Origin of the sequence: Bacillus sp. ES1-5, from assembly GCF_022487605.1 — a bacterium.
GTDB classification, from domain to species: Bacteria; Bacillota; Bacilli; order Bacillales; family Bacillaceae_G; genus Bacillus_A; species Bacillus_A wiedmannii.
Genome location: NZ_JAKVPU010000001.1, coordinates 1134407 through 1148583, shown reverse-complemented (window position 1 = coordinate 1148583; position 14177 = coordinate 1134407). Strand labels below are relative to the sequence as shown.

The 14177-nt window shown below is 34.3% G+C and carries 13 protein-coding genes, 2 pseudogenes and 1 riboswitch; of the genes and pseudogenes, 11 read left to right on the top strand and 4 right to left on the bottom strand.

The features are described 5' to 3' along the window. Positions 1-80: 80 nt before the first annotated feature. Positions 81-419, top strand: a pseudogene (locus MKO96_RS05820) (helix-turn-helix domain-containing protein); the annotation flags it as partial. Positions 420-626: 207 nt separating this feature from the next. Here MKO96_RS05820 and MKO96_RS05815 read toward each other — a convergent pair. Both MKO96_RS05815 and MKO96_RS05810 read right to left on the bottom strand, forming a co-directional pair. Next, entirely contained in the window at positions 627-1079 is a 453-nt protein-coding gene (locus MKO96_RS05815) for a VOC family protein (RefSeq protein ID WP_087980130.1), read from the bottom strand. A 344-nt stretch (positions 1080-1423) separates the two neighbouring features. Next, the gene (locus MKO96_RS05810) at positions 1424-2653 is read right to left on the bottom strand and encodes an aspartate kinase (protein WP_240586977.1); all 1230 of its coding nucleotides are present in this window, start codon (positions 2651-2653) and stop codon (positions 1424-1426) included. A gap of 199 nt (positions 2654-2852) precedes the next feature. After that, positions 2853-3039: riboswitch (Lysine riboswitch) on the bottom strand. A 191-nt stretch (positions 3040-3230) separates the two neighbouring features. Between MKO96_RS05810 and MKO96_RS05805 the strand changes: the two genes are divergently transcribed. The 3 genes from MKO96_RS05805 to MKO96_RS05795 are packed head-to-tail and all read left to right on the top strand — an operon-like array spanning position 3231 to position 6385. After that, a complete protein-coding gene (locus tag MKO96_RS05805) occupies positions 3231-4136 on the top strand; it encodes a DoxX-like family protein (protein ID WP_240586976.1) in 906 nt (301 codons plus the stop codon). Positions 4137-4142: 6 nt separating this feature from the next. After that, the gene (locus MKO96_RS05800; RefSeq protein ID WP_240586975.1) at positions 4143-4754 is read left to right on the top strand and encodes a DUF4166 domain-containing protein; all 612 of its coding nucleotides are present in this window, start codon (positions 4143-4145) and stop codon (positions 4752-4754) included. Between the two features lie 5 nt (positions 4755-4759). After that, positions 4760-6385, top strand: coding sequence for a YndJ family protein (locus MKO96_RS05795; RefSeq protein ID WP_240586974.1), 1626 nt, complete (start codon positions 4760-4762; stop codon positions 6383-6385). A gap of 28 nt (positions 6386-6413) precedes the next feature. Here the strand turns inward: MKO96_RS05795 and MKO96_RS05790 are convergent, their stop codons facing one another. Then, on the bottom strand, positions 6414-6899 hold the full coding sequence (locus MKO96_RS05790) for an 8-oxo-dGTP diphosphatase (protein WP_240586973.1): 486 nt from the start codon (positions 6897-6899) through the stop codon (positions 6414-6416). Between the two features lie 169 nt (positions 6900-7068). Between MKO96_RS05790 and MKO96_RS05785 the strand changes: the two genes are divergently transcribed. From MKO96_RS05785 to MKO96_RS05770, 4 genes are all read left to right on the top strand, one after another. Then, on the top strand, positions 7069-8316 hold the full coding sequence (locus MKO96_RS05785; RefSeq protein WP_240586972.1) for an N-acetylmuramoyl-L-alanine amidase: 1248 nt from the start codon (positions 7069-7071) through the stop codon (positions 8314-8316). Positions 8317-8575: 259 nt separating this feature from the next. Continuing rightward, positions 8576-9988 (top strand): S-layer homology domain-containing protein, encoded by a 1413-nt coding sequence (locus MKO96_RS05780; RefSeq protein WP_240586971.1) that lies wholly within the window; start codon positions 8576-8578, stop codon positions 9986-9988. A gap of 144 nt (positions 9989-10132) precedes the next feature. After that, positions 10133-11395 (top strand): MFS transporter, encoded by a 1263-nt coding sequence (locus tag MKO96_RS05775; protein WP_240586970.1) that lies wholly within the window; start codon positions 10133-10135, stop codon positions 11393-11395. Positions 11396-11422: 27 nt separating this feature from the next. After that, complete coding sequence (locus tag MKO96_RS05770; RefSeq protein WP_240586969.1) at positions 11423-11701, top strand: hypothetical protein; 279 nt, start codon at positions 11423-11425, stop codon at positions 11699-11701. 19 nt (positions 11702-11720) lie between these two features. On the opposite strand, the gene MKO96_RS05765 is transcribed toward MKO96_RS05770, so the two are convergent. Beyond that, entirely contained in the window at positions 11721-12185 is a 465-nt protein-coding gene (locus MKO96_RS05765; RefSeq protein ID WP_240586968.1) for a hypothetical protein, read from the bottom strand. A gap of 110 nt (positions 12186-12295) precedes the next feature. On the opposite strand from MKO96_RS05765, the pseudogene MKO96_RS05760 reads away from it, so the two are divergent. The 3 genes and pseudogenes from MKO96_RS05760 to MKO96_RS05750 all read left to right on the top strand — a co-directional run. After that, positions 12296-12544: pseudogene (locus tag MKO96_RS05760) on the top strand (carbon starvation CstA family protein); the annotation flags it as partial. An 89-nt stretch (positions 12545-12633) separates the two neighbouring features. Beyond that, the gene (locus MKO96_RS05755) at positions 12634-13446 is read left to right on the top strand and encodes a polyphosphate kinase 2 family protein (RefSeq protein ID WP_240586967.1); all 813 of its coding nucleotides are present in this window, start codon (positions 12634-12636) and stop codon (positions 13444-13446) included. A 178-nt stretch (positions 13447-13624) separates the two neighbouring features. Further along, a complete protein-coding gene (locus MKO96_RS05750) occupies positions 13625-14164 on the top strand; it encodes a PadR family transcriptional regulator (protein WP_240586966.1) in 540 nt (179 codons plus the stop codon). The last annotated feature ends 13 nt before the right edge of the window (positions 14165-14177 follow it).

The following is a 14177-nucleotide window of genomic DNA, read 5'->3' as shown; positions in this document are numbered from 1 at the left end:
TTATAGGCAGTTAATCGCATCTGGCTGCCTTGATTGTGCTCAAAAGCTTTGATGAGATTTACTGCCTGTTAAAGCGGGGTAAGTGGGAAAATGATAAAAGTTGCCCTGATATTGAAAATTTAATTTTATTGAGCGAAATGTATAATGTTACGCTCGATGAGTTAATAAAAGGGAACCAAAATTTAAAAGAGAAAATACATATTGATGAAGATGAGGATTTTGAGAAAGAGAATGAGTTTGGTTTTTATATTGGGTTTGGTTTGCTAATTGTGAGTGCTTTCGTTGATTATAAAGGAATGCAAGAGATCTTATTAGGAATAGCACTATTCATGATGGTTTTTTACTCTGACGTGAAGAAAGTTATTTTGAATGAGTTCAGATCGTTTTTTAATAGAAAAGATATATATGATAAGAAGTGAGAAGAGTCCGTTATATTTCCTAGGAAAGAGTATAACAAGTAATTGAATTGTTTTATAATAATTTTGGGATGTTGATAGTATGTTAAAAAGTTCAAACAAGCATAACCCCGTTCTAAAGCTAGGACGGGGTTCAAAATTTAAGTTTTATTAAGCGTAAAGTTCTTTCAAATATTTTTACTTCAGTAAAGACTTCTAATAAAACATTACTTATTTATTACCGAGTTCTTCCGCTAAACCGATTAAAATTCCTTCGGTTCCACGAATGTAGCAGAGTCGATACGAGTTCTCATATTGAACTACTTCACCAACGAGCTGAGCACCATGCTTAGTCAGTCTCGATACCATTTCGTCAATGTCTTCAACGGTGAACATGACGCGCAAATAACCGAGGGCGTTTACAGGAGCTGTCCGATGGTCTGCTATAGTAGGTGGGGTGAGAAATCGCGAAAGTTCAATTCGGCTGTGGCCATCTGGCGTAACCATCATAGCAATCTCTACGCACTGAGAACCGAGTCCAGTTACGCGGCCAGCCCATTCACCTTCAACAGTAGCTCGCCCTTCGAGATTCAAGCCAATCTCCTCGAAGAAAGAGATTGCGTCATCAAGTGATTCTACAACGATGCTGACATTGTCCATTCGTAGTAATCGGTTGTTTGCCATAGTTTTTATCTCCTTTTATGTATAAATTTATTATTTAATTATCCTCATAATTATACTAAAATCTCTTCTAAACAAAAAACATCTTGTCACAGTGTAGGAAAATGTGACAAGGTGTTTTCGGGCATAGTATATAAAATCTTGTTAACGAATAACACTTCGTAAACCCTTTACTATTGAAATATGCGAGAACTTTATTTCGTGAATGCTATCATTTCAAAAATTTGATAATGTAATTGCTATTCGATAGAATAACTTCGACTTTCCCACAAAACAGTCCTACCCTGTTTCTATTTATATAGGAAGGAAATAGATTCATATATTTTTTAAAGTTTTACCGGTGGAAATTAACTCATCTGCACTAAAGGCTCAATTTTTGCCATAAATGATTGATGCAGCGCCTCAACACCTGTTACTAAATGAAGGCGGTCAATAACGACAGATACTTTAATTTCTGATGTACTTACCATTTTAATATGAATATTTTCTTCTTTTAAAGTAGTGAACATATTCGCAGCAACGCCTGGATTAGAGACCATACCAGATCCTACAATGGATACTTTTGCTAAATGATTTTCATATTCTACAGATTCATAGTGAAGTGTTTCTTGATTTTGTTCCAATACCTCTAATGTTTCTTTTAAATCATTAGAATGGATTGAGAAGGAGAGGTGAACAGTTCCTTCATTTGTAATACTTTGAATGATGATATCTACATTAATATGTGCTGTTGCTAATGTAGAGAAAACTGTTGAAAGTGCACCTTGTTCCAATCCTTTCATTGTGACGCGTGTAATATTATCTTCAAATGCAATACCTTTAACGATTGATTGTTGTTCCATGTTACATTCTCCTTTTACAATTGTTCCGTTTTCTTGTTCCATACTTGAGCGAACTTCTAACATGACATTATGATTTTTAGCAAACTCAACAGCACGCGGGTGTAATACACCAGCACCGAGGTTTGCTAGTTCTAGCATTTCGTCATAAGAAATTTCATCTAATTTATAAGCATCTTTTACAACTCGTGGGTCCGTCGTATATACACCGGTCACATCCGTGTAAATATCACATTTTTTTGCTTTCAGTGCAGCAGCTAATGCAACAGCAGTTGTATCAGAACCACCGCGGCCAAGCGTTGTAATTTCATGGTTTTCACTGATTCCTTGGAAGCCAGCTACAATAACAATCGTGCCTTCAGTAAGATAAGACTGAATTCGATCAGTATGAATTTCAGTAATCCGTGCACTACTATGTACAGATTCTGTCGTAATACCAGCTTGCCATCCTGTTAATGAAATCGCGTTATAACCTTTTGCTTGTAGTGCCATCGTTAATAATGAAATAGTAACTTGCTCTCCTGTTGATAGAAGCATATCCATTTCGCGTTTACTCGGATTTTCTGAAATCGCGTTAGCGAGTGCTACGAGTTCATCTGTGCTTTTTCCCATCGCTGAAACGACAGAGACGATACTATGTCCTCGTTTATATTCTTCAATAATTAAATTTGCTACATGTTGAATGCGCTCAACGCTTCCAACAGAAGTGCCACCAAATTTTTGTACAATCGTTTCCATTACGAATTCCTTCTTTCATCCATTTTTAAGAATAGATTAGGACATATATAAATCCCAATATTCCTGTAGTTACCAGAGAAAAACAAAAAACACCATCTCAAATAAGTGAGGATGGTGCTGTTACAGGAAAAGGGAAACAGAAAACGGAGCTAATAAAAAAACCGCCAAAAAAGGAATACCATAAAAATGATATCTCTTTTTTGTAGATAGCTCTTCATACATACACGTCTGTACATATGACAGTTCTGTTTCTATTCGAAAACAGCCCCAATCGATAAATGCAGAGAAATGTATCGATTTCGGCAATACTTCCTTTCATCTAATTTCATAGACATCTCTGTGTCTCCATTAGAATACTCATAAGTATCGCAACCTCTATCTCACGTTTTAGGCGAGAGTGTTTGATTTATGAAGTTGTTGGTAACATTTGTTTTATAATAATTTAAATTTTTCGGGGAATCAAGTGTTTTATATATATTTTAAAAATTCTTTCTATTTATGAAAAAGTTTGTGAAAAATGTAGCAAAATAAATTCATAGCATGTACATTAAATTTATAGTGTATTGGAGGTGGAAGAATGAAGAGGAAAAAGCCTATTTATGTTTCGACAGAAATGAACACAACAATGGAGAAATTATGGGATCATACGCAAGAACCAGATATACATACAGAATGGGATGCTCGTTTTACTGAAATTTCGTATTTAGAGAAAAAAGAAGGAGAACCGCAGAAGTTTTTATATAAAACAAAGATCGGATTTGGACTTGAAATAGCTGGTGAAGGGGAATCGATAGGTGAAATAAGAAAAGAAACGGGTGAAAGAATTTCTTCTTTAAAATTTTGGACGGATAATAAATTATCACTTATTCAAATAGGGCGTGGTTATTGGAAGTATATACCGCGTGAAGAACACATTCATTTTGAGACACAATATGATTATGATACGAGGTTTGGTCGTATAGGGAGTATAATAGATTTCTATATTTTTCGGCCTTTATTAGGCTGGGCGACTGCTTGGAGTTTTGATGCGTTAAAATTATGGATAGAAAAGGGACTTCATCCTAAGTTACTAATTAGAAGAACAATGACATATTGGCTCGTATGTTTTTTATTTGCATTTGTATGGATGTATCAAGGAATAGTGCCGAAACTAGTGTTTACTCATTCAGAAGAAGTAAAAATGCTATCTGTTATGATTGGTTCAACTGAACATAGTATTTTTGTACTTAAAATAATTGGATTACTAGAACTTATTTTTGGTGTCATATGGTTGTTGCCATTTCAAAAACGAAAAGTATTTATCATACATATTTTTATGTTAATAGCCTTAACGATAGTGGTGGGATTTACGAATATCGTAAGCTTTACAGAGCCGTTTAATCCAATTACATTAAACGTTCTACTAATGGGGTTATCGATTGTCGGTTATATAAATAGTTTTGATTTACCAAGTGCAAAAAATTGCAAGAGGAAGAGAAAGTGATAATGTATGGCTAATATTTATGAAAGACTATTAGGGGATTCTTATAAAAAACTTCATCCAAAATTACAGAAACGCTATGAGATTACGGAAGAAAATAGCTTTACTGGAGAAGGGAAGATGGATGAAATTTACGGAGGTTCTTTTTTCGTAAAATTAATATTAAAAATTGCATCGAAGTTTAGAATGTTTTTCTCTGAGCGTGGGAAGGAAGTGCCATTTACAATACATAATATCGCTGAGCGAGATGAACATGGAAATGAATTTGTTCGGTGGAATCGTACTTTTTATTTTCATAATAAGAAAAGGTATTTTAACGCCATTATGCAGTTGGATGAAGAGCATAATGAAATTGTAGATTATTTTGGTGAACCGCACATACTTGTTTCTACGTTGAATTTTCATATTGATGAGGTGGGGGCAATGCATATTTCTTCAAAGAAACAATGGTTTTATATGTTTGGAAGAAAAGTCCCGTTACCTAGATTTTTATACGGAGAGGCCAAAATTGTAGAAAGTTATGATGAAACACTACAATGTTTTCGAATTCATGTACAAGTACGCAATCCGTTAATTGGTTCATTATTTTCATATAAGGGAACATTTGTGGAGAGGAAATAAATGATATGAAAAATATAATAGTTGGGCTTGCTTGTTATATTATTTTTTTAATATGTGAGTGGTCAAATATAAACCCAGTGGAAGCAATTATATTATTATCTATTTTGTTATGTATACCGATGTCATTTTGCATCATTGATAAGAAAACAAGAAATGGATCATATGTATCCTTTTATAAACTAGTATCACTTTTATATCCAATCGCAGCAATTAGTGCAATGCTAGCTTTCGTAACAAATCACTATTTCTTTGCGTTACTTTGGTTTGTATATACAGGAATTGTTGCGTTATTTGGGATAAGTAGATTACTAGAAAGAGGATGGAAACCGTTAGAGGAGACAGCTATCGATAGTGCGTTTATGTATTTGTTTTTAGGTGGTTTCTGGTTTTTTGCTTCTGTAGCAAAGCTTTCCATTATGCACTTTAGTTCCGACATTGTTTTGCTTACAGCTGCACACTTTCATTATTCGGCATTTCTACTTCCGTTATCAGCTGGTTTAATTGGGAGAAAAAGAGAAAAGAGAAGTAAAATATATGATGCTATTATGTTTATCATCGTCATTTCACCTATGACAGTTGCAATAGGAATTACGTACTCAAGAGTATTTGAATTTTTTGCAGTGTTCCTATATTTATGCGCTATTTATGGTTATGGGATCTATGTTTGGCGCACGAAATTTAATGCTATTAGTGCAAAGGTTCTCCTGGTCATATCGTCTAGCACGCTCATGGTAACAATTATGTTTTCACTTATATATTCATATGGGAATTTGAAACATGTAATGACGATTACAATTTCTCAAATGGTTTGGATTCACGGTGTTGTCAATGGAATTGGAGTAGCGTTACCAGCATTTGTTGGTTGGATGATTGAAAAGAGTGCTCCGAATTATAAATATTACGGGAAACCATTGAGCAGCTTAAGAGGAAATACGACAGTTGGAGAAGCGTTTTTACATAACAGGAATTTAATAGATAGCAAGGAATATAAAGGTTTAGTTGATAAAATGAATGAGTTTCATAGTGATGCATTTGACGTGAACAAGATTCCTTTAAGTATTATTCGTTTCTATGAAAATACAAAAGAGTATGAGTTACAATCGCATATTAAATGGGCTCGTTGGTTCCGCCCGGTTGCATTTTGCTATGAGAAAATGAGTCAGCGTGTAGGACAAATACATTTAGGAATGGGCGGCAAGTGGGAAACGATGCATGGCTCTATCATCGGGATAATAGATGAGAAGGATGGAAGAGAGAATGTAAGGGCTTGGCTAAGAAAAAATGAAGCAGAAGAATCTATTTTTGTAGCTCTTTACTCAAAACATACACATGAGAATGAGACATATATGAATATTGCATTGCCTTTACCATATTCGAATATGACGGGGGTTTTAAAATTATGTAATAAGAGTAATGATTTAATTATTACTAGTAAGCTGAGAGAAAGTGGTAAGGGGGATGAGGGTATTTATTTACATACTCGTTTCTTTACAATACGGTTACCGTTAGCAGAGACTTTTATTATTAAAGAGTGCACGGATCAACTACTAGAAGCTAATCATAGAATGTGGATATTTGGGGTTAAGTTTTTAGAAATTGATTATGAGATTAAGAAAATAGAGAAGAAGTAAAAAAAGCTTGGAGAGATTCCAAGCTTTTCTACGTATGGGTAATTGTCATAGCAACTTGTTTATCTAAGTCTCGGTCCCAAACGCGTTGAATTTCAAACGAACCTTTTTCAAAAAATAATGGGAATCTTTCTTTAAACCAATCTTGCATAGGAAGGTTTAATGCTGTATCGATTGGTACCCATAATAATTCGCCTTCAGGAGGATTCAAAAGGAGTTCACCTTCAAATGAATCTGTCCAATAGTTAAATACCATATATCGAACATTTTCTTTCGGATTTACGTATTCATCTAATCCCTTAAAAGTTAAATTTGAAACAAATAATCCAGTTTCTTCTTTTACTTCTCGCTGAGCAGCTTGAACGATACTTTCTGGAAAATCTACTTTACCGCCAGGAGCGATGTAACCAGGGAAGCCTAGATGATCGGGGCGTTTTATAAGTAAAACTTCATTATTTCGCTGGATCATACACATTGTATACATACGGTGCTCTATATCTTTCCAATTGTTGCTCATATGAATCTCTCCTCTTATAAAATTTTATAGTTTTTAACTATAGCTATGTATGACAAAAAATACAATAATAATACAAAATTATACAATTTTCAATTGACTATTACTAATTTTCAGAACTATAATTAGTCTGTTACATAAAAACATTGTACTTGAGAGGGGAATATATTCTATGAAAAATAGAATAATCGCAGCAGGAGTAATCGCAGCTAGTATATTATCTTATTCATCTAGTAGTTTCGCACAAACAAAAAAATTTCCAGATGTCGTAGCTAAACATTGGGCAGAAGATTCTATTTACTATTTAGTAGATAAAGGTGCAGTTACAGGTAACGATAAAGGAATGTTCGAGCCTGGAAAAGAAATCACTCGTGCAGAAGCAGCTACAATGATGGCTAAAATCTTAAACTTACCAATCGATAAAAATGCTAAACCATCTTTCGGTGATTCTCAAAACGATTGGTACACTCCATTCATCGCAGCTGTAGAAAAAGCTGGTGTTGTTAAAGGGAAAGGCCCAGGCGTCTTTGACCCAACTGGGAAAATTGACCGAGTTTCAATGGCCTCTCTTCTTGTAGAAGCTTACAAATTAGAGTCTAAAGTAAACGGTACTCCAGCAACTAAATTCAAAGATTTAGAAACATTAAACTGGGGTAAAGAAAAAGCTAACATCCTAGTTGAATTAGGCATCTCTCTTGGTACTGGTGAGAAGTGGGAGCCTAAGAAAACTGTAACGAAAGCAGAAGCAGCACAGTTTATTGCAAAGGCTGATTCACTTAAAGTAGGCAATCCTTTAGTAGAAAAGGTAGTTATTATTGATCCTGGTCATGGAGGATTTGATCCAGGGAATCCAGGGCAAGGTGTAGAGGAAAGTAAAATTGTATTTGATACATCTTTAAGATTACAGAAGTTGCTAGAAAAAAATACACCTTTAAGACCTTTGTTAACACGTGAAGAGAACGGAAATCCAGGAAGTAACAGGAATGAATCTCTTGCGAATCGAGTGAAATTTGGTCAAGAGAACAATGCAGATATATTTGTAAGCATTCATGCAAATTCTTCTGAAAATCATGATGGTCATGGAACGGAAACATATTATTATAAAAAATCCAAGCGCGGAGAAGAGACACAGATTGAAAAGGATAGTGAAGTATTAGCGAAGAAAATTCAAACACGAGTAGTAGAAGCACTACATACAAGAGATAGAACTATAAAAGACAATCACTCACTTTATGTAGTAAATAATAATACAGTACCAGCAGTTTTAACAGAGCTTGCCTTTATTGATAATGATATAGATAATGGTAAATTAGCTACTGAATCAGGAAGACAAATTGCTGCTGAGGCAGTTTATGCTGGGATTTTAGATTATTATGAATGGAAAGGTTTCGATGTTTCCAAATATCGTTTAGCTAAATAAAAAACATGAATTGTTAAGTCCATCATCTATATAGGGATGATGGACTTTTTATATGGGTTTATATAATTTTGTATCAAAATAAAAAGATATATCGTATTATACCGATTATAAATAAAATAATGGTAGATTAGTTTATTTTTATCACGTATACTTTTACTGTTAACGACTTAAGAGTTTATTAGTTTAATAGGGAAAATTATACGATAAAGGGAGGCAAGTTAACACGGGACAAGCATATACATAACGTGTTAAAAAATTTATGAAAAAAGTTATTTCTAATGTGTTAGCAGTGACAGTCGCACTTCAAGTAGTGATGGCTCCAGCAACTTCGTTTGCATCCACAAAAGAATTTCCAGACGTTCCGAAAAATCATTGGGCGCTTGAAGCGATTACTGATTTAACGTCAAAAGGGGTTATTGCAGGTTACGATAATGGTAAATTTGGCTTTGGAGACGTTGTAACTCGTGAGCAAGTAGCAGCATTAATGTATCGCGCATTAAAACCAGAATTAAAAAGCGATTATAAAAATCCATACTCTGATATTAGCGCAGGAACGACGATGTTCCCAAAAGAAATTTTGGCATTAACAGATATGGGGATTTTCGTAGGTGATGGTAAAGGGACGTTTAGACCGAAAGAATCATTAACTCGTGCTGAAATGTCTGTTATTTTGCAAAGAGCATTTAAATTAGCAGTAAAAGCACCACATACATTTAATGATATAGATGAAACACACTGGTGGGCAAAAGAAGCAATTAGTGCATTGCAATCCAATGGTGTAGCGGAAGGGAATGGGCTTGGAGGATTTGATCCCTCAGGTGTATTAACACGTGAAAGCTATGCACAACTACTATATAAAGCGATGAAAATTAAAAATGATGTTCCTGTTGAACAGCCATCGTATATTAATCTAGATGTGACATTACCATCGAACGTAACAGCACTAGAGATTGATAATTTCATAAAAAAATCTCACCCGGACAGTCCGCTTATTGGAACTGGTAAAGATTTTATTCAAGCACAAAATGAGTATGGTGTGAGCGCATTATACTTAGCTTCACATGCAATCTTAGAATCTGGTTACGGGAAATCAGAAATTGCATATCGTAAACATAATCTATTTGGACTAAAGGCATTTGATTGGGATCCATTTGCATATGCAAAATATTTACCATCGTACGGGCAAAGTATTTCGTACAATGCTGATTATGTAAGAAAGAACTACTTAGAAGAAGGTGCTCCTCATTTCAATGGTTACACATTACCTGATATGAATGTTAAGTATGCAACAGATAAAGCATGGGCTGGAAAAATAGCTAATATTATGGAACGTATTAAACCGTTTAACAAGAAAGATTATGAAAATGTAAAACGATTAGCGAAAAATCCTAATACATTAAATGTAAATGCACTAGGCGAAGCGATTCCATATAAAGATTATGCAAAAGATGCAAAAGCTACAGTTCAATCGGTAGGATCTTACTACCAAGTTCCATTTCCGTTTAACAATCCAATTAAGAGTGTACCAAATATTACACAAAATGAAGTTGGAAAATTAGAAAATGGTACAAAAGTAAATGTATATCGTGAAGATCCAAATGGTTGGGTAGAATTTTCACTTGAAAATGCTCAAGAAAAATATTGGACATTGAAGCAGAACTTAAAATTATAGACAAAAAGGGTGTTTTCATTTATGAAAACACCTTTTTATATTTTGACCAATAATTTAACAGTTTCATATATAATTAAAGGTATTGAAGTTTTAATTTTCTGTTTTATATTTAGTGTTAACTTAATTTGAAAAGAGGAGAGAGGTATGCCAGGAGAAATACGAACAGAGAAAAATGTAAGTTATGTTGGTAAATTGATATTGCCGGTTAAAGCGTCACCACATTTTAAATTTTTATGGATTGGGCAATTACTTTCGACTTTAGGTAGTTCGATAACGATGGTTATTTTGCCCGTCGTTGTGTATTCATTAACTGGTTCAACAGTTGTAATGGGAATGACTATGGCAATGTACATGCTTCCTAATATTCTAGCGTTACCGTTTGCTGGATTAGTAGTAGATCGAATTGATCGAGTGAAATTAATGTTATTTACAGATATAATTCGCTGTATATTAATGCTTTTACTTGCGACACTTATATTTATGGACGTTTTAACAATTCCACTTCTATATGTACTCGTAGCATTATATGGGCTTATGGAAGGGATATTTCAGCCAGCATATGCGGCTGTAAGGGCGAAAGTATTTGTGCCGGAAATTCGAAATGCAGCTAATGCATTAACGCAAATGAGTAATCAAGGTATACGACTAATTGGACCAGCTCTTGGAGGATTGATTGTTTCAGTTGCATCTGCCGGAATAGGGTTTGGAGTGGATGCAGTAACATATTTGCTATCATTTTTATGTTTAGTATTTTTAAGAGACATAAAGTTTAAAAAAGTAAACCATATTGAAAGAAGAAAGGTCGATTACAAACACGAGTTTATGGAAGGTGTTTTCGTTTTAAAAAGTCATCCGTGGCTATGGATTACAATTTTAGTTTTTTCTTTCATCAATATTTGTTATGCAGGAATTATCGTCGTATTAATTCCATGGTTATTTAATGTTCATCATCATTTTGAAGCATACGTGTATGGATTAGGAATGGCATCTTCTGGTGTTGGAGCTGTAATTGCCGCGCTAATATTTGGCGGGAGGGAACGGTGGCATAAGCGGGGATTACTTGCCTATGGTGGTGTTTTAATAAGTGGCTGTGCGCTTTTAATAATGCCGTTTATTGCTTGGGCACCTGCATTAATTGGATTAATGGCAATTGAAGGGTTCGGTATGATGATATTTGGACTCATTTGGGAAACAAGTTTACAAGAGCTTGTGCCAGAAGAAGCATTTGGAAGGGTGGCAAGCCTTGATATGCTAGGTTCATTTGCTTTATTGCCACTAGGTTATGTGGTTGTAGGATGGTTAGCTACTGTCATAGGTGGCGAGATAACGATTATAACACTAGCTATATTAGTACTTGTAACAATTGGAATAGCGTTAACTGTACCGAGTATTCGACGATTTGATTGATGATATAAGGGAAGGGGAACGACTTATATGATTATAGAAAACATGAAAGATATAGTAGCAAAGGAATTGGATAGCGAATACACTTTGCAGGAAAAGGTCTTTGAAGCAAAAAATTTCACAGTCTATATCGCTACCCATAGAGAAAATACGCTAACATATAATCAACTAGTACTAATAAAAAATCTTTGTCACGAAAAGCCTTCCGTACATATTTGGCAGAAGAAAATTAGCACCGAAGCAATAGAACTGGAAATCACAAAAGAAGTGACGGAAGCGATTCAATCTGGTTTTGTAAATAAAGAGTAAGACCTAATCAAATTAGGGCTTACTCTTCATTAAACACAAATGTTTGTTTCATTTTTTTACTTTCATCTACTGGATGACCGTTGTATGAGAAACTCTTTTCTTCCCAAGTAATGACGACTTTGAAATTATGGCTATTAAAGTCTAATGGGAATGCCATGTAGTCAGAGCTTGTCTGACTTTTAGAAATGTTGCTATTTAGCGAAGTAGGATTAAGAGTAGCTTTAGATGTAGGAGTGCTATCAAGTATTTCCACTGATACATTTGATACATCATTACCGATGTTTTTTACGCGTAAACGATATGTATCATATACATCCTGTTTTGGCTGCACTGCTTGCTTGTTTGCGTTATGAGATTTGTCGATTTCGATATACCACTGATTTGACTTTGACGCAATTGGTAGTGTTTGAAATGTGTATGCATTAGCTTGTATTGGTAGTGCTAAACAGATTAGTGCAAAGAGAGAAAATATTATTCGTTTCATTTTTAGAGAGCTCCCATTCTGTAACGGATTTATTTATTATTATTTTCTTTTTTTGAGAGGGTATACCATAATTCAATTGTAAAAAATATAGTCTCTTTTAGTGAATAAGATGGAGATATTTCTCTTGGTTTAACCAATCGACTGCAGCAATTGCGTTATGGATTGGAACGATGTATTTATTCATAAAAAGAAAACCGCATGTTGTTTCCTTAATTCCAGCAATATTCATGACACTCATGACTGTAATTTACATTTTGAATGCGAAAATTGGTTTTAATATCCCGTTAACCACATCTTATATGGTAGATGTGATTATTACCGTTGTATTAACTGCTGTTTTCTTTATAAAAGCTGTGTAGAGAGTTTTCTACACAGCTTTTTCTAACGTGAAAAAATTTCCAATAATATGTTGAAATAACATTGTCATACAACAAGGGGGATTTGTTTTATGGAAAATGGACATCTTGCTAAAGTAGATGTAACGAAAAGAATTGAATCGAAATCTAAGTACAATAAGAAACTTGAAAAATATCAAAGGCGCTTATTAGCATTACAGCAAATTGTAAAAGAAGAAAAAATCGCAGTTATGCTCGTTATGGAAGGCTGGGATGCGGCTGGAAAAGGCGGAGCGATTAAGCGAGTGACAGAACATCTTGATCCGCGCGGGTTTCAAGTAAATCCAATTGGAGCACCAGCACCTCATGAAAAAAGGTACCACTACTTGCAACGTTTCTGGCGGAAACTACCTCAGTACGGGCAAATTACTATTTTTGATCGCTCATGGTACGGCCGTGTGTTAGTTGAGCGTGTTGAAGGTTTTGCTACAAAGGAAGAGTGGACGAGAGCGTATGATGAGATTAATGATTTTGAAAAACTATTAACAGATGATCATTATATAATCGGGAAGTTTTTCTATCATATTAGCAAAGATGAACAATTAAAGAGGTTTAAAGATAGAGAGAACAATCCTTTGAAAAGATGGAAAATTACAGACGAAGATTGGCGTAACCGTGAAAAATGGGACGAGTATGTTGAAGCAATGGAAGACATGTTTGAAAAAACAAATAAGCCAAATGCGAAATGGCAAATTATCGCAAGTAACGATAAATTATACGCACGTTTGAAAACGTTGAAAGTGATGATTTCATTAATTGAGGATTACCTCTTAGAACATAATATAGAATTACCTTCGTATTATTATGAAATAAAAGAGGGAAAGACAGAAGGCTTTGAAACAAATCAAGATGAAGTTGTAAAATAGTACAAAGTTTGCATATGAAATATAAAGTAGAACTACCCTGTAATTTTGAACAATAAAATTACAGGGTGTTTTTTTTATTTAGAAACATTTTACAATTAACAGAATAGGGTATATAATCAATAATCATATTAACATTGTTAATATGATTATTGATTATATACAGTGTGGGGGTCTTATTTTGAAGGGAAGAGATGTTGTTTTAGGTTTATTGATGGAAAAAGAATTGTCTGGTTATGATATTAAAATTGTGTTTGAAGACGTATTTACTCATTTTTTTGATGGGAGTTTTGGGATGATCTATCCAACGTTACGACAGTTGGAAAAAGAGGGAAAAATAAAGAAAGAGGTTATTATGCAAGAAGGGAAACCGAATAAGAAAATGTACTTTATTACAGATGAAGGGCGTGAAGAGTTTTATCAATACATGCAAACAGATGTAGAGAAAGATGTTTTACGTTCAGATTTTTTAATGAGGATGTATTTCGGTAATTATAGCGATGACAAGGCAATAAAAAAATGGATTGAGGACGAAATTGAAAGGAAAGAGGTATACATTGCGGATCTTCGTTTGAAATATGAAAAGTGGAGAGAAGGTATTACTTTTGTTGAGGAAATTTCACTCGATGTAGGTATTGCATCGTATAGTGCTCAAGTAGAGACATTGAAAAGAAAACTAGAGCAACTAGAAGTAAAAAAACACAATAAAACGGAAGGATGAAAAACACGTTCAT

Coding starts and splice junctions, on each gene's coding strand:
- MKO96_RS05815 (WP_087980130.1), bottom strand. CDS start 1,079: ATGGCAAACAACCGATTACTACGAATGGACAATGTCAGCATCGTTGTA.
- MKO96_RS05810 (WP_240586977.1), bottom strand. CDS start 2,653: ATGGAAACGATTGTACAAAAATTTGGTGGCACTTCTGTTGGAAGCGTT.
- MKO96_RS05805 (WP_240586976.1), top strand. CDS start 3,231: ATGAAGAGGAAAAAGCCTATTTATGTTTCGACAGAAATGAACACAACA.
- MKO96_RS05800 (WP_240586975.1), top strand. CDS start 4,143: ATGGCTAATATTTATGAAAGACTATTAGGGGATTCTTATAAAAAACTT.
- MKO96_RS05795 (WP_240586974.1), top strand. CDS start 4,760: ATGAAAAATATAATAGTTGGGCTTGCTTGTTATATTATTTTTTTAATA.
- MKO96_RS05790 (WP_240586973.1), bottom strand. CDS start 6,899: ATGAGCAACAATTGGAAAGATATAGAGCACCGTATGTATACAATGTGT.
- MKO96_RS05785 (WP_240586972.1), top strand. CDS start 7,069: ATGAAAAATAGAATAATCGCAGCAGGAGTAATCGCAGCTAGTATATTA.
- MKO96_RS05780 (WP_240586971.1), top strand. CDS start 8,576: ATGAAAAAAGTTATTTCTAATGTGTTAGCAGTGACAGTCGCACTTCAA.
- MKO96_RS05775 (WP_240586970.1), top strand. CDS start 10,133: ATGCCAGGAGAAATACGAACAGAGAAAAATGTAAGTTATGTTGGTAAA.
- MKO96_RS05770 (WP_240586969.1), top strand. CDS start 11,423: ATGATTATAGAAAACATGAAAGATATAGTAGCAAAGGAATTGGATAGC.
- MKO96_RS05765 (WP_240586968.1), bottom strand. CDS start 12,185: ATGAAACGAATAATATTTTCTCTCTTTGCACTAATCTGTTTAGCACTA.
- MKO96_RS05755 (WP_240586967.1), top strand. CDS start 12,634: ATGGAAAATGGACATCTTGCTAAAGTAGATGTAACGAAAAGAATTGAA.